The sequence below is a fragment of the Sorangium sp. So ce124 genome, assembly GCF_051525235.1.
GTDB classification, from domain to species: Bacteria; Myxococcota_A; Polyangia; order Polyangiales; family Polyangiaceae; genus Sorangium; species Sorangium atrum.
Genome location: NZ_CP150312.1, coordinates 4,848,963 through 4,873,116, shown reverse-complemented (window position 1 = coordinate 4,873,116; position 24,154 = coordinate 4,848,963). Strand labels below are relative to the sequence as shown.

General features: G+C 70.9%; 12 protein-coding genes. 4 read left to right on the top strand and 8 right to left on the bottom strand.

The features are described 5' to 3' along the window. The first annotated feature begins 22 nt into the window (after positions 1 to 22). Complete coding sequence (locus WMF19_RS18255) at positions 23 to 1,198, top strand: hypothetical protein (RefSeq protein WP_437900264.1); 1,176 nt, start codon at positions 23 to 25, stop codon at positions 1,196 to 1,198. Between the two features lie 30 nt (positions 1,199 to 1,228). Here the strand turns inward: WMF19_RS18255 and WMF19_RS18250 are convergent, their stop codons facing one another. Both WMF19_RS18250 and WMF19_RS18245 read right to left on the bottom strand, forming a co-directional pair. Then, positions 1,229 to 2,317 (bottom strand): PEGA domain-containing protein, encoded by a 1,089-nt coding sequence (locus tag WMF19_RS18250; protein ID WP_437900263.1) that lies wholly within the window; start codon positions 2,315 to 2,317, stop codon positions 1,229 to 1,231. Between the two features lie 77 nt (positions 2,318 to 2,394). After that, positions 2,395 to 4,497 carry a hypothetical protein gene (locus tag WMF19_RS18245; protein ID WP_437900262.1) on the bottom strand — a complete coding sequence of 701 codons (2,103 nt, stop codon included), beginning with the start codon at positions 4,495 to 4,497 and terminating at the stop codon, positions 2,395 to 2,397. 64 nt (positions 4,498 to 4,561) lie between these two features. Between WMF19_RS18245 and WMF19_RS18240 the strand changes: the two genes are divergently transcribed. From WMF19_RS18240 to WMF19_RS18230, 3 genes are all read left to right on the top strand, one after another. Further along, positions 4,562 to 5,014, top strand: coding sequence for a hypothetical protein (locus WMF19_RS18240; RefSeq protein WP_437900261.1), 453 nt, complete (start codon positions 4,562 to 4,564; stop codon positions 5,012 to 5,014). A 67-nt stretch (positions 5,015 to 5,081) separates the two neighbouring features. Then, positions 5,082 to 6,767, top strand: coding sequence for a hypothetical protein (locus WMF19_RS18235; protein ID WP_437900260.1), 1,686 nt, complete (start codon positions 5,082 to 5,084; stop codon positions 6,765 to 6,767). Positions 6,768 to 7,031: 264 nt separating this feature from the next. Next, a complete protein-coding gene (locus tag WMF19_RS18230) occupies positions 7,032 to 8,762 on the top strand; it encodes a glycoside hydrolase family 43 protein (protein ID WP_437900259.1) in 1,731 nt (576 codons plus the stop codon). Positions 8,763 to 8,809: 47 nt separating this feature from the next. Here the strand turns inward: WMF19_RS18230 and WMF19_RS18225 are convergent, their stop codons facing one another. The 6 genes from WMF19_RS18225 to WMF19_RS18200 form a co-directional block, all read right to left on the bottom strand. Then, complete coding sequence (locus tag WMF19_RS18225; RefSeq protein WP_437900258.1) at positions 8,810 to 11,488, bottom strand: hypothetical protein; 2,679 nt, start codon at positions 11,486 to 11,488, stop codon at positions 8,810 to 8,812. 296 nt (positions 11,489 to 11,784) lie between these two features. Continuing rightward, positions 11,785 to 16,086 carry an RHS repeat-associated core domain-containing protein gene (locus tag WMF19_RS18220; protein ID WP_437900257.1) on the bottom strand — a complete coding sequence of 1,434 codons (4,302 nt, stop codon included), beginning with the start codon at positions 16,084 to 16,086 and terminating at the stop codon, positions 11,785 to 11,787. Between the two features lie 70 nt (positions 16,087 to 16,156). Further along, positions 16,157 to 16,729 (bottom strand): hypothetical protein, encoded by a 573-nt coding sequence (locus tag WMF19_RS18215; RefSeq protein WP_437900256.1) that lies wholly within the window; start codon positions 16,727 to 16,729, stop codon positions 16,157 to 16,159. After that, the gene (locus WMF19_RS18210; protein ID WP_437900255.1) at positions 16,729 to 19,494 is read right to left on the bottom strand and encodes a type VI secretion system Vgr family protein; all 2,766 of its coding nucleotides are present in this window, start codon (positions 19,492 to 19,494) and stop codon (positions 16,729 to 16,731) included. The genes WMF19_RS18215 and WMF19_RS18210 overlap by 1 nt, the downstream gene beginning before the upstream one ends. A gap of 13 nt (positions 19,495 to 19,507) precedes the next feature. Next, a complete protein-coding gene (locus WMF19_RS18205; protein ID WP_437900254.1) occupies positions 19,508 to 21,781 on the bottom strand; it encodes a type VI secretion system Vgr family protein in 2,274 nt (757 codons plus the stop codon). A gap of 40 nt (positions 21,782 to 21,821) precedes the next feature. Further along, positions 21,822 to 24,047 carry a type VI secretion system Vgr family protein gene (locus WMF19_RS18200; protein WP_437900253.1) on the bottom strand — a complete coding sequence of 742 codons (2,226 nt, stop codon included), beginning with the start codon at positions 24,045 to 24,047 and terminating at the stop codon, positions 21,822 to 21,824. Positions 24,048 to 24,154 lie beyond the last annotated feature (107 nt).

Genomic DNA, 24,154 nt, shown 5'->3' with positions numbered 1-24,154 from the left:
CACCTGTCACGGAGGTGGTTCGGTGGGCTCTTTTCTCGTCGGCCGGGGAGCGCGCCTCACGGCCTGCATCGGGCTCGGCGCCGCAGGCGCCCTGGCCGCTCCCGCCGCCTGTCTGTACCCCGAGTACACCTTCGATGAGCCCGAACCTTCCGGGAGCGCCAGCCGCAGCTCCAGCGGGGACGGGGCAGAGGACTGCGCGAACGGCGCCGACGACGACGGCGACGGCCGGATCGACTGCGCCGATCCCGCGTGCGGCGACTTCGCGTGCACGGCGGCCGTGCCGGAGGGCTGGAGCGGCTACTTCGCGCTGTTCGACGGCGAGCCCGCGATGGATCCGGGCTGCCCACCCGAGTTCGCCGCGGGGCCGCCGTTCGTCGGCAACCGCGGCCTGACCGCGCCGCCGGCGAGCTGCGCGTGCTCGTGCGGTCCCGCGGAGGGGCAAGGCTGCGATCCGGCGGACGGGATCACGATCACCGTCGCGGACGCGCCTTGCGGATCGGAGCCGCACTGCCTCTTCCCGCTCGAGACGCCCGGCTGGGAGGCCCAGGTGTGCAGAGGCCCCGATGGAGTCTTCAGCGACAGGCTGACCTGCGGGCCGAGCAGCAACACGGAGTGCTCGGCGACCACCGGCGCGCCGTGCGCCGTCTCGGTCAGCGTGAGCCCGCTCGCGGCCTCCGGCGGCGCGTGCGCGCCGAGCGCCGTGCAGGTGCAGAGGCCGGACCCCAGGTGGACTCGCCTCGGCCGCGCGTGCGCCGCGGCCGAGCCGCTCGGCCGGGGCTGCAACCTCGGCCAGGTCTGCGCGCCGAAGCCAGCCGCGCCGTTCGAGGGCGGCCTCTGCATCGCCAGGGACGGCGACGCAATCTGCCCGCCGGGCCCCTACACGGAGCGGCATGTCTTCTACACCGACGTCGAGGACAGCCGCGGCTGCGACGACGACTGCGCGTGCGGCGCGCCTTCGGGCGGGACGTGCCCGACGACCGTCGCCCTCTACTCCGACGCGCAGCTGCACACCTGCTCGATGCGGGTGACGGAGCTGCCTGCGGGCAGCTGCAAGGACCTCGAGGACAACCCCTCCGTCGTGGGCCGCAAGGTGACGTCGCTCGGCGCGCCCACCGGCGGCGCGTGCCTGCCGAGCGGCGGCACGCCCCGCGGAGAGGCCCGCGGCGCGAGCCCACGGACGTTCTGCTGCCGCACCTGACACGCCCGCTGGCCCGGAGGGCGCCCGGCCTCAGAAGCTGCCGGCGACGCTGAGCCCCGCGAGGTCGGCGCCAGGCGCCTGCGGCAGGACCTCCGCGCGGCGGACGCCCGCGCGGGCGCGCCGCCCGGCCGCAGCGGCGGCTGCGCGGCCGCCCGCGTCAGGCGCGGCCGCGCTGCCGCTCATCACGAGCAGGGTGATCCCCGCGGCGACGCCGACGACACCGAGCCCGATCGCCGCCTCGGCGACGCCCGTGTAGAGCCGGCCTCGATCGGCCACGGGCCTGGCGGAAGGAGGGCAGCTCCTGTCGCCGCCGCACAGCGCGTCGAGATCGCTCAGCGTGCCGGCGCGGAGGCCGAGGAAGACCGCCCCCACCGCCCCGCTCGCGATCCCGGCGCCGAGGACGGCGAGGCCCGGCGCCTTCGATGGACGCGTCGCCGGCAGGCCCTCCATCGCGGCCCTCGGCGGCACCTCCGCGGGCGCGCCTTCCGGTGACGCGCCCGCCGGCCGCGGCGCCGCCGGCGGATCGGCGAGCGCGATCTCCACGGTCTTCGCGTCCCGCTCCTCGAGCGTGACGGTCTCCCGCGCCGCCTCGCGATCGCCGACCCGGGCCGAGATGACGTGGGGCCCTGGATCGACCGGGATGTCGGCGCTCATCTCCGAGGCGCCGAGCGCGGCGCCGTCGAGCAGGATCGTGGCGGTGAGCGCCCCCGCGCCGCGGCGGATCGCGAGCCTCGGGATGCGCGCCTCGAGGTCCTCGATCCGCGCGCCGACGTTCGCGCTCACGTCGTTCGCCCGGGGGTCCCCGTCCGCCGCGGCCGCGGCGACGCGGTAGTTGCCGAGCGCCGAGACGAGCTTGCCGAGCCGCGCCTCGCACTCCGCGATGTTGAACAGCACCTGCGGCGTCCGCCGCACGCCCGCGACCGCCTGGAACTTCACGAGCGCCGCGGCGCAATGGTTCGCCGCGCTGAGCGCGACCCCCTCCTGGAAGAGCGCCCGCGCCTCCGCGAGCTCCTCCTTGGACTGGGCCCTCGCCGAGGGCGGCGCGCTCAGCGCGGCGCCGAGCGCCCAGGCCGAGATGACCAGCCGCCAGCCGCTCCTCCGAAGTCCGCGTCGCTCCATGCATCCCCCCTGGCGGGGCACCGCGCCCCTCTTCGCGCTCGGCTCGGCTCGCGTGCGTCCGAGCGCCGACGCGCCGTTTACCCTACGCGCCGGCGGGGCCGCGTCCAGCGGCCCGGGGCGCCGGACGCGCGCGCCGCGATCGGCCGCCATGCCTGGATCGCCTCCTCCTGCGCCACCACGAAGTCGTGCGGATCGAAGCGCACGAAGTGCCCGGTGCGGATGATCAGCTCGCGCTGGAGCAGCCGGCGCTCGCCCGGGGTGACCCGCCCCGTGTCCAGCTCGTCGAGCACGACGTCGGGTGTGTAGGGGCGCCCGCGGCGGTAGCGCGCGCTCATGTCCCAGCCCTGGCAGCGCTCGCGCCAGAAGGCCCGCCAGCGCGCGGCGTCCACCGTGGGCTGCTCCTCCATCTCCGGCGCCGGCGCCTCGGGCAGGTCGTTGGGATCGCTGACCAGCTGCGCGAGCTTGAGCTCGCGAGGCTCGCCCACGTCGGGCTCGGGCGGATCGGCGACGAAGATCTCCTCGTCCGCCACCGCGACCTCGTCCCACATCCCCGCGCCGGTGATCCGCTCCAGCGCGTAGGCCGCGGCGAGCTTCACGTCCCCGTCGACGTCGCGCTCGAGCAGGTCGATGAGCAGCGGCACCGCGGCGGCCGCGCCGGCCCAGCCCACCGCGAAGATCAGCCCGCGGCGCGGCGCCTCGGCGGCGCGCGAGGCGAGGAGCCGCGCGTCGGCGTCGTCGCCCGCGAGCGCGAGCAGGAGCGCCGCGGTGTCCGCGCCGTCGGCCTCGTCCAGCGCTCCGCGCAGCGCGAGCGGGGCGTGCGGGTGATCCGAGAGCGCCATGGCCGTCCAGGCAGCCTCGCGGAGCGCCGGGTCCGGCGCCGCGAGGGCCCGCTGGATCAGCTCGGGCAAGCGGGGGCCCGGCGTGCAGCCGAGGTGGTGGAGCGCGCACGCCGCCACGGGGGCCGCGTCGTCCGACGCCGCCGCGACGAGCTCGTCCTCGGTCGCGAAGCCGCGGTAGGCGAGGACGTCGATCGCCATCGCGCGGACCAGCGGCTCGGGCTCGCGGAGCAGGCTGCGGAGCGCGAGCGGCAGGAGCTCGTGCGGGACGAGCTTCAACGCAGCGCCCAGCGCGTCGATGAACGCCCTGTCCTTGCCGCTCCGGAGCAGCGCGAGCTCGGCCGCGGCGAGCGCGTCGCGGCCGGCGAAGCAGCCGAGCACCATCGCGCTCGCGAACGCGACGCTCGCGTCCTTCACGGGCGCGTCGGCCACGAGCCGCGGCACGTGCTCGAGCGCCGGCGCCCCGATCGCCGCGATCACGTCGATGGCCGCGAGCATGCGCCGCTCGAGGACCAGCGCCCCGCGGAAGGGGTCGCCGAGCAGCGGCGCCCGCTGCATGCCGACCATCGCGACCTCCTCGAAGCACTCGCGGGCGCGGGCGCGGAGGAAGGCGAGATCGTCGATCGCGTCGCCGATCTCCGGCGCGAAGCCCGGCGGCGCGGGGCGCGCAGCTCCCTCCTCCGGGCGCGCCGCGGGCGGCCGCGCCTCCGCCGCCGCGGGCAGCGCGCCGGGCGCGGGCGCCTGCTGCTTCAGCGCCTCGACGGCGGCCTTGAGCTCCTCGAACGTCCGCGGCGGCGGGATCGGCGGCGGCGGCTTCGCGACGAGCTCGGCCGGGGGCGGCTCCGGGACCTTGATGAGCGGCGCGAGCGACGCCCGCTGGACCGCGTGCAACCGCGGCCGGTCGCGGCTCGCGAGGATCGGCGGCAGGTCGAGCGGCGGCGCCGGCGGCACAAGGGCGAGCCGCGCCGCCGCTTGCTCGAGCCAGCCGCGCGCGCTCCGGAGCAGCTCGTCCACAGCTGCGAAGCCGGCGTCGAGCCCGATCGCCTGCCCGATCTGCGCGGCGATGTCGTCGGTCTCCGCCAGGGCGGCGCGCACCGCGCCGAGGGGTTCGGCGCGGCCGTCGAAGGCGTCGTAGATCGCGCCGAGGGCACGCTCCAGGGCGCGCGCGGGCCCGGTCAGGTCGGTCACGGGTTCGACGTCGTGCTCGAGCGACAGCGCCGCGCGGCGGAGCGCGGCGTGCGCGTTCTCGAGCTTGTCGTGGGCGAGCAGGTCCGTGCCGGCGGGCGCGGAGGGCTGCCCCTCCTGACCGCCGGGCGCGACGAAGGGCAGGTATGAGAAGGACACGCGCCATGAATACACCTGCGCGAAGGAGGCCCCAAGACGCGCGCTGAGGTAGCCTGGCCGGACGATGAAGGAACCTCCGCAGAGCGCGCAGGGCGTCGACGACGTCGAGGCGTACGCGACGCTGGCCGCCCGGCTCGCGGACCCGAGCGCCGACCGCGCGGCGCTCCTCGCGGCGCACGGGCTCGACGAGGCCGGCTGGGAGGCGCTCGACGACGCCTGGCAGGCGCGGCTCTCCGAGGCGGACGACGACGACGGCGAGGAGGCGGGCGTGCCGCCGCTCGTCGTCGCTTTCGCCGAGACGTTCGCGAGGGTCCAGCGCGCCCGATCGAAGAGCGATCTGTCGTTCGAGCGTTTCCTCGAAGCGGCTCGCGCGATGAAGCGCGGTACCGACATGGCGACGGTGCTGAGCCGCCTGGATCTGACGCTCGAGGACTACCTGAGCGCGCAGCAGCGATGGACCGCGGCGATGCTCGAGGACGACGCGCTCATGGCGCGGTTTCAGCGGGCGATGAGGTAACCGGGACGGCCGCGAGGCGACGTCGGCGGGGCCGCCGCGGCGCGCCGGCCGGCGGTGATGAGGGGGTATGTTCGTGGACATGGTGGAGCGCGACGAGGAGGTCCGATCGATCCGGCTCGAGGAGCTCGCCGCCGTGGCCGGGGCCCTCGAGGCGGGCCTGCCGCGCGACGAGGTGCTCGCCGAAGCGGGGCTCTCGGCCGCCGCGTGGGAGGCGGCGCGGGAGCGGTGGATGTCCAGGCTCGCCGCGCAGGCCGCGCGCGGGCAGCTGCGATCGAGCCGCCGGTACCTGGAGCTCGTCGCCGCGCAGAAGCGCCGCGCCGAGGAGAAGGCGCGGGGCGCGCGCAGGAAGCTGGAAGGGCCGATGCCGGTGGCGCCTGCTGCGCGCATCGCCCCGCTGCAGGGGGCGCCTCTGGATGGGGCGACGCCGCCGCCCGCCGCGGGCGTGAGCGACGAGGGGGCTGCGCGATCTCCCTGGGCCAGGCTGAATGCCGCCGCGCCGCTGCCCGGGGTCGTGCAGCCTTCCCCGTTGCCGCCGGCCGTGCCCTCCCCGTTGCCACCGGCCGTGCCTTCGCCGTTGCCGCCGGCCGTGCCTTCGCCATTGCCGCCGGCCGTGCCTTCGCCGTTGCCGCCGGTCATGCCTTCGCCGTCGCTGCTGCCGGCGGTGCCGTCGCCGCTGCCCATGCCGAGCCTGGAGCGGCTATCGACGACGACGCGAGCGCGCATGACGCTCCTCGGCACGACGCCTCTCCCGGGCCGGGATGCACTGCCGTTCCGTCAAGACGTGTCGAGCGCGCCCGCGGTCGAAGACACAGCTGCGTCACCGGCAGACAGCCCGGAGATGGCGATGACGGCCATCGGCACGGTCGGCGCGCTGGGGGCCGACAGAGCCTTGCCCTTCTCCGGCACGGCCCCGTTGCCTCCGCTCGATGCCGCTCTGCCCTTCTCGCGAGCGGCCCCCGTGCCTCCGGCCGACAACGCCTTGCCCTTTTCCGGCACGGCCCCTGTGCCTCCGCTCGATGCCGCTCTGCCCTTCTCTCGCCCGGCCCCTGTGCCTGCAGCCGACAACGCCTTGCCCTTCTCTCGCCCGGCCCCTGTGCCTGCAGCCGACAACGCCTTGCCCTTCTCTCGCCCGGCCTCCTCGCCGCCGGCCGCCAATCCCCTGCCCTTCTCGCGACCGGCCCCTGTACCTGCAGCCGACAACGCCTTGCCCTTCGCGCGACCGGCCTCCTCACCGCCGGCCGCCAATCCCCTGCCCTTCTCTCGCCCGGCCTCCTCGCCGCCCGCCGACAACGCCCTGCCGTTCTCGCGACCGACCCCCTCGCCGCCCGCCGACAACGCCCTGCCCTTCGCTCGTCCGGGCCAATCACCCGCGCCATCGAGGCCCGCCAGGGGGGAGATCGCTCCGCAACCGCCCCAGATCCCAACGGGGCGCTGGGCCCTGCCCTTCCTCCAGCCAAGCGCCGCCGAGCCGTCCGCGAGCCCGACGCCCGCGGAGCCCGCCGCGCAAGTGCACGCCGGCATGGAGGACGACGAGACGATGCGCCGCGTGGAGCGCATCTCCCTCGCGCGGTACGCGCGCCTGTGCGCCGACCTGCGCGACCATCCGAATCACATCCCGCAGATCCAGAGCCACTATGGGTTGACCCCGCAGAGCTGGGTCGCGCTGCACAGGATCTGGCATGAGCGCCTCGAGGCCGATCCGGCGCTCAAGGCGCAGTGGCAGGCGCTCATCGACCAGAGCGCGACGAGCTGAGGACACCCGCGCTCGAGTCGGGCGCCGCTCAGCACCGGCGTCGAGAGGTGCCGAGGCTCACCGCGCGCCGGATTTTGATTGACATCGGCCATGTGAACGTTCACATTTGACCCCCAGGGATATCCTTTCGCTTCGCCCTGGAAGCCTGCGCTCGGGACCTCGCCTGTACCAGTTCGGGGGCGAAGCGCCGCCCGAGCGGCCGTGATCAAGGGCTCTGGACCAACAGGTAAGGTGAACATGCGTCGCTCACGTACATTGGCGAGAATGGCTTGTTGCGGGTTCGCGCTCACCTCGGTCGGGCTCGTCGCGAGCCCCTCCGCGCTGGCCGATTACCCCATCGCCTCGCACCGCTACCTCGCCGATCCGGCCTCGCTGGTGCACGACGGGCGGGTCTACCTCTACGCCTCGAACGACGACGACAACGTCAAACAGGACGGCTCGGACGACGGCTACAAGATGGCCTCGTTCGTGGCCATCTCGAGCAGCGACCTGAAGAACTGGACCGACCACGGGGAAGTGATCCGCGTGCCCCGCGACGCCTCCTGGGCGGCCAACACGTGGGCCCCCTCGCTCGTGGAGCGCAACGGCAACATCTACATGTACTTCGCCAACAACGGATCAGGTATCGGCGTCGCCAAGAGCGACAGCCCGACCGGACCGTTCAGAGACGCGAAGGGCAGCGCCCTGATCACCTCGAGCACCCCCGGCGCCTCGGGCCAGAACATCTGGCTCTTCGATCCGGGGGTCTTCATCGATGACGACGGCCAGGCGTACCTCTACTTCGGCGGCAACGGCGAGCAGAACGCGCGCGTCATCAAGCTGAACAACGACATGGTGAGCGTCTCGGGCTCGGCCTCCACGATCACGGTCCCGTACTTCTTCGAGGCCTCGTGGATGCACAAGCGGAACGGCGTTTACTATCTGTCGTACTCGACGAACCCCGCGAACGGCATGCGGATCGACTACCTCACGAGCTCGAAGCCCACCTCCGGCTTCACCCACCGCGGCACGGTGGGGCCCCAGCCGCCGAAGAACAACAACAACAACAACCACGCGGCAATCTTCGAGTTCGGCGGCTCCTGGTACCACGCCTACCACAATCGCTCCGTCGCCAACGACGCCGGCGAGCCCCCGGGCTATCGCCGGAACCTCGGGATCGAGTCGTTCACCTACAAGGAAGACGGCTCGATCGTGCCGGTGACCTACACGACGGACGGGCTCAAGCAGCTCGCGAACCTCGACCCCTACGCGCGCGTCGAAGCCGAGACCTTCAACGCGCAGAGCGGTATCGAGACCGAGCGCTGCGAGGAGGGCGGGATGGACCTCTCGCTCATCAACAACGGAGACTGGGTGCGCCTCCGCGGGGTCGACTTCGGCGAAGGGGCGGAGAGCTTCGGCGCGCGCGTCGCGAGCGGCGCGCAGGGGGGCAGCATCGAGCTCCGCCTGGATGCGCGCGACGGCAAGCTCGTGGGCACCTGCGCGGTCGGGGCGACGGGGGGCTGGCAGAAGTGGAGCGACGTGTCGTGTGCGGTCGACGGCGCCGCAGGCGTGCACGATCTCTATCTCGTCTTCACCGGCGGCGGGTCGAACCTCTTCAACATGAACTTCTGGCAGTTCTCGCCCGTCGGGGGCGAGGGCGCCGGCGGGGGTGGCACGGGGGGAAGCACGAGCGGCGGTGGCGACGGCAGCGTCAGTGGCGTCGGCGGCGGAAACGGCAGTGCCGTCAGCGTCGGCTCCGGCTCCGGCTCCGGCTCCGGAGGAGCGCCCTCGACGGGCACGGCCACGGGTGGAGGGTCCCCCAGCTCAACGTCAGCCGCCCAGGCGTCGTCGGGGGGCACCTCCGGCGAGGAGTCGGGCGAGCCGGCTGGTTGTAGCTGCCGCTCGGCGAGCCGCGCGCCGTCCGGGGGTGCCCTCGCGCTGACAGCGCTGCTCGCGGCGTCCCTGGGGCTCCGGCAGCGCGGCCGGAGGGGGCGTCGTCCGGGAGTGACGAGCTGAATCGGTAACCCAGGCGGCGATGGCCACATCGCCGCGGACGCGTAGGGTCAGCCCTCTTCGGGTCCGGGCCCGATCTCCGAAAACCAGTCGTCGAGGCCGGCGAGCGTCCTGGCCCAGGCCACGAGCGCGGCTTCACCTCCCAGACGCAGGAGGAGCGTGTCCAGGCACGCGCCGTTGTCATAACGTCGATCGTACGTGAAGAGAGGCGTGATCTCGGCGATCGTCGGGCGCCACGCCTCGGGTGAGGCGCGCTCTCGCCACACGTCGCACAAGCTCTCCACCGACATCCAGGGGAACATGCTGCAGAGCGAGTCGTCGGACTCTTCGGGCGGCTCGCGGAGCGCCTCCTTTACCGTCTCGGCGACGGCGGTGGACAAGCTCTCCCTCGCTTCCAGGGAGAGCGACGGGAACACAGACGCCCACGCGGACAGCCTGTTCGATGCGCGGGCAGCGCCACGCACGAGCTCCGCGAAGCGAGCCGCGTGCCCCTCGCTCTTCAGCGCCTTCCCTACCATCTCAAGCATTCCAGATGGTTCCTCGTCTTCCAGATCCGGACGCACGAGGCGCTCCACGTCGGCAAACGAGCCCAGAACGAGCGCGATCTCCAACTCGGCCTGATGTCGGTCGTCGTCCCCTTCCATCGCGGCGCAAAAGCTGGTCGCAAGGTCCCTGTCGCCGAGCTTCACTGCACGGAGGGAGAGCGCCGCGAGCGCGTCGTCAATCCGAGAGCCCATGCACGGCAACATCTTCTGGTGAATGTACCGGAGCTCCTCCAGCGTCGCCGATTCCGCCCAGTTCTCGATGGCGCGGCCCTCGCCGCGAAAGGTCTCTGGCGGCTCCGAGAAGAACATGCGTGCCAGCTCCGCTCGGACGTCCGCTGTAACGAAGGAGACGAGCTCGGAGGCGACGTAGTTGCGGTCGGAGACGTCCGTCCGCTCTCTCACCTCCGCGAGGGGAACATCCTGCACCTCGGCCGCGAGCCACGGAGGCAGCCGCCCGCAGCGGAGCGGCCCGAGCGAATCCGTGGATCCTCTCGATTCGCCTTGCCAGCGGCGGACGAGCGCTCGGGCCTCCTCGGGAGCGAGCCGGTTCCATTCACTCTCGGGAACATGAAAGAGAAAGCGCTGCGCCGTGAGCGGAAATCGTTCGGAGGAAAGCAGCCATCCCATGGCTCGTTGAACGATCGCGCTCGCTCCCGCTGAGGTCCCCAGGAGCCGCTCCGTCAAGACTTCAAGGCGATCTCCGAGCTTTGGCAAGGTGGAGATCTGCTCATCCACGTCGTCGAGTCGCTCGGCGCGGCGCTCCTCGGGGTAGAGCGGCGCCAGCAGGGCAGCCCAGAACGCACGGCTCTCTGGACGGAGCCCAGCAAGGCGCCTGGCCGCCAGCAGCAGAACCTCCTCCCGCGCGGGGAAGCGCAGCCGCTCGGCGATCCGCCGGAGCGCACCGATCACGAGCGCTTTCACGACACGGCGCCATTTCAGCTCGCCCAATACGAAGCCTCTGCGGTCTCGCGCGTATGCCGAGGGGGTCTCGGTCGCGCCGGCGGCCTCGTTCCCTGCGACGGCGCGATCTGCTTCGTGCAGCAATGGCGTTGGCCATACCACATCCGCCTCGGACACGGCGGGCCGGACCGCACGCCACAGCCTTAGCCTATCTTTCTCGCTCAGCGGCTTGGCGAGTTCGATGCCTGCGCCCGGTTGAAAGATCCCCTCGTGGATGGCACCGCCAACCACGTCCGGGAGCGCGTGCAGGAACGAAGTGATGAGCTGCTCGAAGATAGTTCGCAACCGCAGCGCCTGCACCATGCAAGGGCCACGCGAGGCTTCCGACGTCGCTTCGCAGAACGCCGCGTGGCTTCGCCGCCACGCGGCAACGACGAGCGCACGAAAGCCGAACGCACCGCCGTCCAGGGGTTCCCAGGCGGCGCGCATCGGCTCGGCGATCACGCGATCGAGCTCTCCCGCCGTGGCATCATGTCGCAAGAAGTGCATCGCCCCGTATCGAATTATGTACTGCGATGGAGCGACCGGGGCGATGCTCCCTTCGGAGCAGCTATCGAGAGTCGCCCGAACATGTCCGGTCAAGAGCGCCCGCCCACGGGCGTCGCCCAGGCTGCTCAAGCGCAGAGCAAGGTCTTTCCCGAGAGCTCGATGACGGAACGCAGCGCCATGCGTTATGTGACAGAGCCATGGTTCTAGCTTCCGCAACGTGGCAGACACTCGGGTCTCGGCCTGATCGCCTCCCACGATCTGGACCAGCTCTGCCTCTGAGATCGGCCCGCTAGCGGCGCTCAAGACGCACACGGTATCTGCGTCAACGTCACCAGGCAACGCCGCGACGGAGCACTCCGGCGGCGTCTCCAAGACGACATTAGACCAATCGTTCAACCGATGAAGGACCTCACCCCATTGGGCGGCCGTGACACCGGCATCGTTGTCCGCAGACACCCACACGCGGACGTTCCCGGGCAGCCCCGCTGACCATCCGATGCGCGACCATACCGCCGGATCATCGTTCTCGTGGGCACCGTCGAGAACGAGCAGCAGCGGCATCTCGGGAATCTCATCACCGTCGAGGATCGGTCGGATGTCGTCTGCCACGCGCGGGGCGAGCGCGCGCTCGGACGCCTTCCTGGAAGTCAATGCTCCGAGCCGCGCATGCAGCGCGGTAACCCATATCGATGGATCCGACATGCCGCTGTGGACGGAGATCGGGATGAACGCCACGCGGGCCAGCCCTCGCCGCGTGAGATGAAGAGAGAACGCGCCGAGCAGCGAGCTCGTGCCAGAGCACGCGGGAGCCCTTATCAGGACCCGCTCGCCTGGGCGGGAGCTCGCCCAGAGCGCTTCCAGCGCTGACCACGGGCGCTGCGCCGGCGAGGCGGGAGCACGCGGCTCACCGTGAAGCCAGGCCGCCACAGCCGGAGAGGCGAGAAGGGCTCGCGTGGCGTGCCAGACCGAGCCCGGCGCGCGCTCTAGCCCGGTGAGCAAACCTGAAATGGCAGCTTCTTTGCCGATGTCTGTCATCTCTTCTTCCGGTTCGGGGTCGGGTCGGTGCTGTCGTGCTCAGGCGGTACGAACTTCGGGTCCGGCGGCGGAGGCGGCTTGTCCGGCCGCCTGTAATTGCCGTGCTCGTCCTGGAACGCGTTCGGATCGCGCGAGTTCTTCTGCTGCGAGCCGTCCGGATTCAGCTTGGGGACGACGTTGGTTGCGGATGGATTCTCCCGTGCCACATTCTTCCCTGGATCGTTCCTGTCCGGCTCGTAGACGCCGTCTTTCTTGTGATCCCATTTCTTGCCGTTGTACATGACGCCACCATCGGCGTCACCCGTGGTGAGCCCAGCTCTCTTCTTGGCCTCGTCGGACACACCCTTGTTCGGATCAGCATTGATATTTTCCGGGTGGATGCCCAGCTCACGGAAGACCTGCGCGCAGAACGGACACGGCTTCTCCGAGGAATTCTTGGGTTTCTCTTTCTTCGAGTGCGCCTCAATCTTCGCGCCGCGACGGTACTCCTCGCGTAGCTCGTTCCGGACTCGGGCGTTCCGCTCGGCCTCGGACATCTTCGCCCACTTCTCGCAATCCCTGCCGTTCGCATCTTTGCTAAGGCGCTGCCGGATGTCCTTGGCCTGCTGGTTCAACCCGTCGATCTCGGCGCATCTCCCGGCCTTGCTGGAAGCTTTCGGCTTGACCTTGCCGTCGGCGTCCAGGTTTCGAGGATCGCTTTCGGGCTTGTCAGGGTCCCTGAATTTCTCGCGGGCGTTCGATACCGCGTCCTTCAGCGCCGGGTCGAGGTCGTCGTCGCTCTGGACGGTCGAGCTCTTCCCCTGGATGTCAGGCCGCGGATTGCCGTTCGCGTCCTGCCGCCCCGTGGTGGTCGAGAACATCAACCCCGTGGGGTCCACCATCTTCGTGGGCCGATTCCCCGCATAGGAGAACCCGTTCTGCCCGCCGAGCAGCCCGACGGGGTCGACGCTGATGTACCGTCCTACCGCGGGGTCGTAGTAGCGATAACGGTTGTACGCGAGGCCCGTCTCGTCATCGTAGTACTGCCCGAGGAACCGCAGCGGCGTCTCCGTGCGCGCGCCATCCCGCGGGCGCGCGGCGCCCCACACCGTGCGGTCGAGCTCGCAGGCGACGTTCCCGGCGGCGTCGAGCAGGCGTTCCGGTCGGCCGACAGGGTCGTTCAGGTAATAATACCACTCGGCCGACACGGCGTCGCCTTCGCCGCTCCTGGCGTCCTTCTGCGCCCACGGCGCCGACGTCTCCTCGTCTGTGCAGTACGTCCTCTCCTGGGTGACCCGCTCGCCCTCCGGGCCCCACTCGCGTTTGATCTCATGAACGAGCGTGTCCCCGTCCCAGATGAACCGCGTCGTGGACAGCGTGTCCATGCGCCCGCCCTCGTCTCGCCTGACCACGCGCTTCTCGAGGCGTCGGGCAAAGGGATCATAGTCATGCTCGATCCGGACGCCATCGGGGCGCACCACAGCGCTCAGGAGACCCGCGCCGTTCCATTCGTAGCTCGTCGTAGCTTCCTGACCGCTCGGCATGACCACGCGGCGCTTGATCAGCCTCCCGTCGCCGTCCCATACGTACGACACGGGGCCGCGCCGTAGCAGCACGTTGCCGCGCCCGTACTCGCGCGCCGGCGCGCCGGGGCCGAGCTCTCGCACGTTCCCCTCCGCGTCGTACCGGAAGTGCTCGCCCTGCCCGTGGAGGTCGGTGCGCGCCAGCACCTGCCCGCGCGGATCGTGCTCCCATCGCTCGGCGCCCGAACGATCGTCGTCGATCGCGGCGACATCGCCCTGCGGCGTGTAATGAACCGATTGCCGCACGGTGAGGTCGTGGGGGAGCGCCCCGACCCAATCGGGCTGCCCCGCGGCCACCCGAGGGGCTGCGACCCCGCGAGACACGGTGCGCTGGACCATGCGGTCGAGCCCGTCATAGACCACATCCACACGGCCGCCGCCGGGCAAATAGCGAGCGGTCTCTCGCCCGAGCGCATCGCGGACGACGCCGAGCGCCTCGTTGCCGTCGAGCGTCACCCGCAGCGCGCGGCCGGCGACGTCGCGCACCCAGGTCTGGTGGTGTCCGCGGGAGGTCTTTCGCTCGACGACATTGCCCATCAGATCGTGCTTCGTCTCCACCGAGAACGTCTCGCCGCCGCTCACCTGCCGCTCACACGTCACCCAGCCCAGGAGATTGCGCTCGAAAAAGATGTCGCCCGAGGGGCCGTGCGCCGCGATGATGTAATCCAGCTCGTCGTACTCGAACGTCTCGACGCCGCCGTCGGGGTACTGGTGCTCCACGACGCGACCGACGAGATCGTACACATACCCGGTCTTCTCGCCGAGGCCGTTCTCGAACTGCACGACACGCCCCATCGCGTCGTAACGATAACGAAGGGTGCGGCCGTCGAAGGTGACCTCCTCCGAGACGAGCCGGGCGGCGTTCAGCCGGATGCGGTGCACCTCTCCGTGGCTGTTGTGCACCTCGACGAGGCGCCCCTCGCGGTTGTATCGATATTTGCTGATCCGCCCGTCGGGCTCTCGCGTCTCGACGATGCGGTTGTACCCGGCATAGCGGTGCGTGGTGGTGTGGCCGTTCGGGTGCCAGATCGACGTGCAGTTTCCCGACGGATCGTACTCGTAGCGCGTCACGCCGCCGTCCGGCGTTCGCTCGGATCGGAGGCGGCCGGCGTCGTCGTAGGCGTAGGTGACCATCGCCCCCGACGCGTCGAGCATGCTCTGGCGGCGACCCCAGTAGTCGTACGTGTACCGCGTCACCGCGCCCGTGGGATCGGTCCGCTCGATGAGGTTCCCGTGATCGTCGTACCTGTACAGCGTCTGCCCACCGTTCGGCGCGACGGTCCGCGTGGTGAGCCCGCGGCGATCGAAGTGCACCTCGAAGGTGGCGCCGATGGCGTCGCGCCACACGAGCCCGCCCGTGAGGCGCCCGGTCTCGATGACGCCCCCGGCAGGATCGACCGCCCTCCGGATGTGCCCGTCGGCGTCCCGCTCGAACGTGGTCACCCGGCCGAGAGCATCCGTAATCCGGAGCTCTCGCCCGCGGGCGTCCCGCTCCCAGCGGGTCGTCGCCCCCGTCGCGTCGGTGAACGACAGCAGGTTTCCCCACGCGTCGTACGTGCGGCAGAAGACGCCGGCGGCCGTGACCGCCTTGTCGACGCTCCCGAAGTCGTTTCCGAAGAAGCGCTCGACCGAGATCGAGTCGGCCGCCTCCACATAGTTGTGAGGCCCGTACTCGAGCTTCGTGTGAAAGATTCCCTTGGCGGCCGTGATCCCGTCGGCGAGCACCGCCGGGACGTCGGCGGAGAGGCTCTCGTCCTCGCGCCCCGGGTACGCGCCCCAGGTCTCGACGCACCGCCCTTCCCCGTCATAGACGAAGTAGAAGCAAAGGCCCGTCGGGTGCTCCTGGCACGTCAGGAGATGATCCGTATACGTGTACCTTGTCGCCGCGCCCATCGCGTCCTCGGCGAGCACCAGGTCCCCCGCGTCGTCGTAACGATACCGCGCGAACGGGACGAGCTGGCCCCGGTGCGCCGCGTTCTTCACCTCGAACGAGGCGATGCGCCCTTCCCTCGTCGAGCGGACCTCGACCCTGCGACCGACCGAGTCGACGATCTGCGCCAGGACACCTTCCTTGTAGAAGAACGAGATGCGGTTGTCGTGAGAGTCGGTCTCCGCCGACAGGAGGTAACGGTCTTGCCACGCGTGCTCGAAGACGAGCCACCGGCCGTCGCCCCGATCGAGCACGAAGCCTGTCTGGCCGCGGACGAGCAGCCACCCGGAAGGGCCCACCGCCGACTCGCCGACGCGCATCGGCGTGAAGTCGACGTACATGCCGTTCCCGGTCCAGAGCCTCGTCCGGCCGCGGTGCACCTCCACCTCCCACGCGTACGAGTGGTACCAGCCGCGCCCGAGCCCGACGTCGCGGTCGCGCGCGGCGCTCGTGTAGCTGCGGGTCAGCGTCAGCGGCAGCGGGCCCGGCAAGTGCACGTCGGTGACGGGGATCGTGAAGACACGCCCTGTCACGATGTCGACAGGGTCTCCCTTGGAGCCTTTGCCGCTCCCCTTCTTGCCATGATGGTTGGGGCACGCTCCGCCGTTCTGGCCGGAGCCGCAGGCGCCTTTGCCGCCCCCCGACGCGTCGTCGCCCCCGTTCTTGCCGTTCGCGCCTTGCTTGTCCTTGCCCGCGCCGCCTCCGCGGCCGCCGGCCCCGCCGCCGTCACCGCCGCCGCCGAGAACGAAGACTCCGGGGTTCATCCCCGGGATGGCCGGGATGTTGGGGACAGGTGCCGTTCGCATCGCTGTTTCTACGCTCCCTGAGTGAACGCTATGACAGCCGAGCCTTCCAGCGGACGCGCCGCGCGTGCCGTCAATTCAACCGCAAGAGCCTCCCGACGATCCGGAACAGCCCCCGCGACGCGGCGCTGATGCGGCTGCCCACGACCTCGATGTCGCCGTCCTGGCGAATGCGGACCGCGCCTCGGCCGGAGCGGAGCAGCAGCTCCTGCTCCGCCTCGATGGCGACGGTGGTCGCCTTGAGGTGGAGCGTGTGCGGCCGCTGCGTCGTCAGGGCCGCGACGATCAGCGGGGGCTCGCCCTCGCAGAGCTCGACGAGCACGGCGTCGCCGCGGGCGCGGGCGTCGGCGATCACCTCGGGATCGACGTCGGGCGCGATCTGGGCGTCGACGGGCCCCTCCGCGCCACGGACGTGGATCGACGCCTTCCGCCCCGCGATCGAGGCGACGCGCGCTGTCCGCATGGCGGCGCCGAGCGGCTGCGCCGTCCGCGCCGGGAGCGGCGCCGCGGCCGGCTCGGCGAGCACGTCGTCCAGGGTCACGCGCGGCGACTCGGACGCCTCCTCGGCCGTGGCCCCGGCGTCCGGCTCCTCCAGCGAGAGCGACGCAGAAGCCGCCCGCGATCCACCGTCGAACCGAGTCGCCATCAGACCTCCGAGACCTTCTTCGGCAGCTGGATCTTCGGCGCCAGGATGGTCACGAGCGGGGACGTGATGGTGACGCCGGCGCCGTCGATCACCACCTCGCTGGCGCCGCACTTGAAGACGATGGCGCCCTTCGCCTCCACCTTGTGGAAGGCCCCGATGAACGTCGCAGGCCCGACGGCCTGCACCACGTGTGACCCCTTGAGCTTGTCGACGACCGCGCCGCCCACCATCGCGGTGCGCGAGCCGGTGACCGTCTCGCTCTCGCCGCCGTTGCTGAGGACGACCAGGCCCGTCGCCTTCTCGCTCTTCGAGCCCGTGACGCTCTCGGCGTAGCTGCCGAACGCCACCTGCACGGTCGCGGCGCCGACGTCGATCGTCTTCTTGCCGGTCACGTTGTTGTCGATGTCCTGGATCGCGCCCAGGACCTTCATCGAGCCCACGTCCTCCTTGTGGGTGCCCGTGACCTTGGCGGTCGTGTGCCCGGGCCCCTTCTCGCGGTCGGTCGCGTCGACGCCATCGACGGCGCCGTCCGGCCCGCCGACGTTGGCCGTCGACCCGCCGCCGCCCCCGCCCCCGTCCATGCCGAGGGCCGAGGCGAGCGCCTCCGGCTTCACGAAGACCTTCCCGGCGAGGCTGCTCTGCGCCACGTTCGACGCGATCGAGGCGAGCATGTTGGGCCCCGCGGCGCCCGGCGCGCCGCCGGCGGCGCCGCCCCCGCCGCCGCCGCCCATCGAGGCCGCGAGCTGGCTCGCGCCGGGGATGCCCGACGCGCCCGCGATCATCCCGGGCATGCGGCTCATGTCCCCGCCGGCGACGGCCTGCATCGCGCCCGCGACCCCCGCCGCCTTCTGGGTCAGCCCGTTGATCGGCGCCATCACCTGGTTGATGGCGCCGTCGACCTGCCCCTGGACCGCCGCGATCGCGTTGTTGGCCATCACGCTCGCGAACTGCACCGCCGCCTGCGCCGCGAGCGCGAGCATCGCCTCGAGGGGGTTGCCGTCCATCTCGAACTGGTTGCCGCCCACGGTGGTCGTCGCGTTGCCCTTCGCCGTCAGGGCCGACACCGCGTTCACCTCGACGTTGCGGTTGCCTCCGACGCTGATCGTCTGGTTCGCGCCCACCGTGTTCTGTGAGCCCTTCGTGATCTTCGTCGTCTGGTTGCCGCCGACCTCGAGCGACGCGTTGTTCCCGACGACCGACGTCTCGTTGTTGCCGATGTTCCTCTTCGCGTTGTTCGCCGCGACCGTCTTCATGTCGCGCTGGGCGTGCACCATGATCTCCTCGGAGCCCGCCTTGTCCTCGAAGCGGATCTCGTTGGCTCCGCCGCCGCCCGGCGTGCTCGATGTCTGGATCGCCGTGCGGGTCTTGCCCTCCGGCAGCGCGTACGGCGGCATGTAGACGCCGTTGTAGAGGCGCCCGGTCACGATGGGCCGATCGGGGTTGCCCTCGAGGAACTCAACGATCACCTCCCAGCCGATGCGCGGGAGCATCATCGAACCGGAGGTCTGGAGCTGCGCGACCCGCATCCAGCACGACGCCTTGTCGTCGATCACGTCGCTGCGATCCCAGTGGAATTTCACCTTGCAGCGGCCGAACTCGTCGGTGTGGATCGCCTCGGTCTGCGAGCCTGCGGGCGCGACCACCGTCGCGGTCTGCGGCCCCTCGATGAGCGGGATCGGCGTGATGCGCCGCGGCCTGTACTTCACGGAGGCCGGCACGAGGCGCGCGCGCGCCCTGGAACGCGACGTCGCGCGCTCGCCGCCGCCGTGCGCGTCGTCGCCCTCATGGACGTAGGTGTGCTTCACCGCGAAGAGGAAGTACTCGCCGTCGAGCTCGCCGGCGTCCGTGATCGTGAGCTTCTGGCCGACCGCGAGGCGCGAGCAGACGGTGTCGATCTCGATCGTGTGCCGCTCGACCTGCTCCTCCTCCAGCCGGATCTGCGCGAGCCGCTGCCCCTCGCTCGGCTCGAAGTAGCCGCCCGGGTACTCGTAGCGCTCCAGCGCGTCGTTCTCGCCCGACGCCGCGGTCGACGTGAGATCGAGCTTCGGCCGCTTGAAGTCGAAATCGCGGAGGACGAACTTGCCGGAGCGCACCCGCTCGAGCTCGCGGATCGAGTAGATGGCGTCGCGCTCGTCGGCCGCGCTGAGCCCGGTGCGCCGGCGGAACGGCAGCGCGGGGTCGCCCGCGATCGGCCCGGCGACGGTGCTGTCGTCGTCGAAGACGAGGAGCTCGCCGTCGGCGTCCACCTCGACGAAGCTGTAGACGCCCTCGTGCTCCATGAGCCGCGAGATGAACGCGAGCGCGCTCTCCTGGTACTGCACGCAGTACTCGCGCTTCGGACAGTCGCCGCTCAGCCGCCACGCGACGCGGGTGATCCCGTGATCCTCGAGGACCTTCGCCACGATCTCCTTGGCGCTCATGTCCTGGAAGATCCGCGAGTCGACGCTGCGCGCGAGGAGCGCGAGCGAGGAGACGACGCGGACGGCGTAGCGGACGCCCAGCAGCCCCTCGATGCCGAGCTCGGTGGAGCCGATCGACGTCGCGGCCTCCACCGTGCCCGCGATGACGCGCGGCGCCTCCCCGGGCGCCCCGAAGGAGAGCGCCGCGGGCTTGCCGATCATCGCGTCGAGCTCCTGGTACGAGTGGAGGTACACCTCCACGTCGAGGACGAGCGGCCTGCCGGCCTCGTGGATCGCCTCGAAGCGGAGCACCCGGGCCGCGGGGACCTCCTCGATCGTGAAGTGCGCAATCGTCTCGCGTGCCACGTTCGCCTCCTCCTCAGTTGTCGAGCACCAGCGCGGCGGTGTCGGAGACGTCGCCGTCGAGCTTCGCGGAGACGCCGATGATCGCGACGCTCGCGGGCGTCAGCGAGAGGATCGACGCGCCCATGACCAGCGTGAGCGCGCCGGTCGCCTCGAAGACGGCGTTGTTCGCCTTGACGAGCTGCGCGCCCCCCGCGAGCTCGGTGTACGTGCCGAGCGAGCTCTCCACGCGGTTCCCGTTCGCCACGTTGACGATCGCGCCGCCGACCTTCACGTTCATCGATCCGCCGACCTGGACGCCGCGGCCCGACTTGACCGCGATCACCTTCGCGCCGGTGGCCGTCTCGCTCCGGTCGCCCTGGACCGTCACGGAGCGGTGCCCCAGCGCGAGCTCGACGAGCGCCGCGCCGACCTCGTGGTTGAAGCCGGCCAGGGTCTGATCCGTGACCGAGCCGACCACGAGATCGATCTGGTTGCCGGACACCGTGAGCGAGCTGTTGCCGGTGACGTCGCGCTTGTGATCCCCGCCGATCTTCATGTCGCGGTTCCCGCCGATCGAGAGCGAGTGATCGCCGCCCATGTCGTCCACGTGGAAGGTCTCGATCTTCATCGACTGGTTGCCGGAGACCGAGAGCGTCTGGTTCGACCCGATGCTGGTCGTCATGCTGTTCGTGACGTTCGTCGTCTGATCCGCGCCGATCTTCTTCTTGTGGTTGTTGCCGATCGACTCGGTCGCGTTGTTCTTCACCTCGGTGGACATGTCCTTCGAGGCGTTGATGAACATCTCCTCGCCGCCCTTCGAGTCCGACATCCGGAGCTCGTTGGTGCTGCCACCGCCCGGCGTCGTCGCGGTCTGGAGGGAGCTCTTCCCTGCCTCCTTCGGGAGCGCGTAGGGCGGCGGCGTGAGCGCGTTGTACATGCGGCCCATCACGAACGGCCGGTCCGCGTCGCCCTCGACGTGGCGCACGGTGACCTCCCACCCGACGCGCGGCAGCAGCATGGATCCGCCCGTCGGCACCTGGCTCGTGCGGATCCAGCGGCTCGATGTGTCGTCCTTCTTGCCGGAGCGATCCCAGTGGAAGGAGACCTTCACGTGCCCGCCCACGTCGGTGTGGATCTCCTGCCCCGAGGGCCCGGTGGTCATCGCGGTCTGCGTGCCCGGGATCACCTGCTCGCGGGCGCGCCGCGGGGGCCGGTAGCGCGTGCTCCCGGTCGGCACGCCCCAGAACTCGCAGATCGACTGGAGCCCGCGCGCGCCGTCCTCCGGGCCCGCGCTGCCGGAGAGCTCGAAGCCCCGCGGCCGGCTGCCGACGATGCGCGCGCGGACGACGAGGTACTCCTGGTTGAGCGGGTCGTAGGGGTGGCCGTCCACCGAGAAGCGTCGGCCCGGGAGCAGCGCGAGCGAGCCGCTCTCGCCGTGCACGACGTCGCGCTCCGCCTGCACCGAGTCGAGCAGCACCTTGGCGAGCCGCTCCGCGACGCCCGCATCGGCGGTGCGCGCCGGGTGCTCGTAGATCTCGAGCACGTGCTCCCCGGGATCGCTCCCCTCGGCCGACGCCTCCGGCTTCGTCGAGGGCTTCTCCGGGTCGTAGTCGCGGACGAACACCTTGTCGCTCCGCACGGAGACCTCCCGCGAGAGGCGGACGACGCGATCCGCGAAGCCCTCGACGCCGAAGTCCTGGAAGAACGGCAGCGACGTCGCGCCCTCGATGTCCTCGAGGCCGGTCGGCGAGTCGCCGAAGACGAGGACGTCCTCGTCGTCCTTCATGTGGATCGCGAAGTAGATCCCCTCCTCGGCGAGGAGGCGGTGCACGAAATCGAGGTCCCGCTCCCGGTACTGGACCGTGTAGACCCGCGTCGGGTGGGGCTCGGTCACGCGCCAGTCCTGCTGGCCCGCGGGCACGCCCGCGCCCTCGAGGACCTCCTTCACGATGTCGACGGCGCTCTTGTCCTGGAAGATCCGGCAGTCGGAGCGCTGCCCGAGGTTCCAGAGCGCCGGCGCGACCTCGATGCGCAGCGTGGGCACGTCGTCGGGATCGGGCACGAGCTCGGCGAGGACGATGGTCCCGGCGAAAGAGCGCGTCTGCGTGTCGTCGCTGCGCGACAGCGTGAACACCGCGCGCTTGCCGAGGACCTCCTTCGGCCTCGGCAGCGCCGCCTCGTCGTCGAGCAGCTCGCACTCGAGGCGGGTGAGCTCGGAGAGCTGCTCCGTGAGCTCGAAGCGCAGCACCCGGTAGATCTTGCCCTCCACGCTGAGGGAGGGGATCGCGAGGACATGATGATCAGCCACTCTTCACCTCTCTCTTCACGTCACTAGCGCCCATGGGCCCTCACGATCCGAGCTTCATCGACGCGCCCATCTTGACCACCAGCGCGCCCTTGACCGCGATCTTCGACCCCTTGATCACGACGGGTCCGCCGCCGAGCTTGAGCTCGCTGCCGCCGCCCTTGAAGACGCCGACGGCGCCGAGGAGGGTGATGAGCGGCGCCTGCACCACGAGATCACCGTCCAGCTTCTGGTAATGGAGGCCGCCGACCATGTTGGTGACGCCGAGCGCCACGTGGGAGAGCGAGCCCTTCGTGAGGTGGAGCTCCGCCGCCAGCGAGGTCTGGTCCTTGTTGGCCGTGATCTGCTCTCCGTGGCTGCCGTTGATGATCTGCGCCTTCACGGCGCCCACCGTCTCCGTCATCCCGCCGAGGACGTTGTCGTTGATCGAGCCCAGGCTGCCGGAGAGCTGCAGCGCGCCGACCTTGCGGCTCATGTCCCCGGTGATGGAGTGCCTGACGCCGTTCGAGATCGTGATCTGGTTCCCGCTCACCGTATAGGAGCGATTGCCGGTGACCTTCTCGACGTAGTTGCTGATCGCGTTGGTCGTGTCGTTGCCGCCGATCGAGATGCTCTGGTTGCCGGTGATCTTGTGCGAGAGCACCGCGCCGACGTCGAGCGATTGATTGCCGGCGACGGAGGTCGAGTCGTCGACCTTCACCGAGCGGGAGCCGTTCACGCTGATGTGCTGCTCCTCGTTGACCGTCACCTCCTCGACCTTGTCGTTCTTGATGGTGACGTTGAGGTCCTTCTGGGCGTGGATGCCGAACCCCTGGCTCCCCGCGGTGTCGGACATGCCGATCTGGTTGTGGCCGCCCGCGCCCGGCGACGACATGCTCTTGAGCGTGCCGGACGCCTTGGCGGCGGGGAGCGCGTCGGGCGGCGTCTTCTCCGCGTTGTACGTGCGCCCGAGCGCGAGCGGCCGGTCCGGGTCGCCGTCGAGGAACGCGACCGAGACCTCCCAGCCGACGCGGGGGAGGATCATCGAGCCGCCCATCGCGACCTGCGAGACGCGCAGCCAGCAGCTCGATGTGTGGTCCTGCTGGCCCTGCCGGTCCCAGAAGAAGCGGACCTTGATGCGGCCGTACTTGTCGACGTGGATCGCCTGCTCCTGGGTGCTCGACCCCGTGACGACCGCCGTCTGGATGCCGCGGATGCGCGGCCGCCTCGCGCGGCGCTCGGCCGCGAAGGGCGCGCCCTTGGGGACGCCGCGGAAAAGGTTCTCGACGTCGTAGTTCGTCACGCCGCCGGTGAGCGTCTGGTTGCCGCGCGAGACGAGGTGGGTGACAACGAACTCGCCGTTCAGGCACGGCTCCGCGGCGCCCTCGACGGCGAACGGCTCGCCCACCTTGAGCCCGGCCGCGCGGCTCTCGCCCTCGCACACGTCGGCGTCGGCGGAGAGCTCGCGCATGCGGGCCTCGGCGCGGCGGGCGCCCACGCTCCCCTTCGTGAAGCCGGCGGGGTACTCGAAGTAGGGCAGCGCGATGGCCTCCTTGCGGGGCAGCGCGGACTCCGGCTTCACGTCGGGCTTCTCGAAATCGTGGTCCCGGAGGTGGACGAGGCTCGTGCGCAGCGCGCGCGTCCTCGTGAACTTGGCGAGCGGCAGGCTCCCGGGCAGGCCGCCCTGCGCCATGCGGAAGCTCACCGGCAGCCCCTCCTCCACCTCGAAGGCGGCGGGGTCGTCGGTGATGATCATCGTGTGCCCGGCGGCCTCGTGCCGGAAGTAGTAGAAGAGGCCGTTGTCCTCGAGGAGCCGCGAGACGAAGTTGAGGTGCGACTCGCGGTACTGGACGATGAACTCGCGCGGCTCGTACTCCTTCGCGATCCGCCACTCGACCTTGTCGCCGAAGCCGGCGTCCTCGAAGACCGACTGCGCGACCTGGACGATGGTCTTCTCCTGGAAGATGCGGCACCCCTCGCGGTGCGCGAGCGCGGCCAGCGCGGGCCGCAGGCGGACGTCGAACTGGCGGCTCTCGCCCACGATGTGCGCAAAGCCGGCGCGGTCGACGATGCCGTCGTAGAGCCGCTCCTGGCCCGACGTGTCGACGACGCGCAGGCAGAGGCGGCTGCGCAGGCAGTCCTCGACCCGGAACGAGGCGTCCAGCGTCGCGAAGCGCACCTCCACCGTGTAGGGGGTGGAGATCGCCTCGACGGCCTCGAAGCGGGTCACGGCGACGTCCGCGGGGAGCTTGTCGCCCTCCAGGGAGAAGGTGGCGAAGGTAGCGGCCATTGGGGGCATGGTAGGCGATCGGCGGACGGCGCCAAGCCCTGGCGCCGGAACCCGACGCGGCGGGAGCGGCGTGGAGGCCGGATGGTGCGGACCTCGGGGCGGCGCGC

What these genes read in the sequence shown, in the direction of transcription:
- WMF19_RS18250 (WP_437900263.1), bottom strand. Translation starts at nt 2,317, where the DNA reads ATGGAGCGACGCGGACTTCGGAGGAGCGGCTGGCGGCTGGTCATCTCG.
- WMF19_RS18240 (WP_437900261.1), top strand. Translation starts at nt 4,562, where the DNA reads ATGAAGGAACCTCCGCAGAGCGCGCAGGGCGTCGACGACGTCGAGGCG.
- WMF19_RS18235 (WP_437900260.1), top strand. Translation starts at nt 5,082, where the DNA reads ATGTTCGTGGACATGGTGGAGCGCGACGAGGAGGTCCGATCGATCCGG.
- WMF19_RS18230 (WP_437900259.1), top strand. Translation starts at nt 7,032, where the DNA reads ATGGCTTGTTGCGGGTTCGCGCTCACCTCGGTCGGGCTCGTCGCGAGC.
- WMF19_RS18220 (WP_437900257.1), bottom strand. Translation starts at nt 16,086, where the DNA reads ATGCGAACGGCACCTGTCCCCAACATCCCGGCCATCCCGGGGATGAAC.
- WMF19_RS18215 (WP_437900256.1), bottom strand. Translation starts at nt 16,729, where the DNA reads ATGGCGACTCGGTTCGACGGTGGATCGCGGGCGGCTTCTGCGTCGCTC.
- WMF19_RS18200 (WP_437900253.1), bottom strand. Translation starts at nt 24,047, where the DNA reads ATGGCCGCTACCTTCGCCACCTTCTCCCTGGAGGGCGACAAGCTCCCC.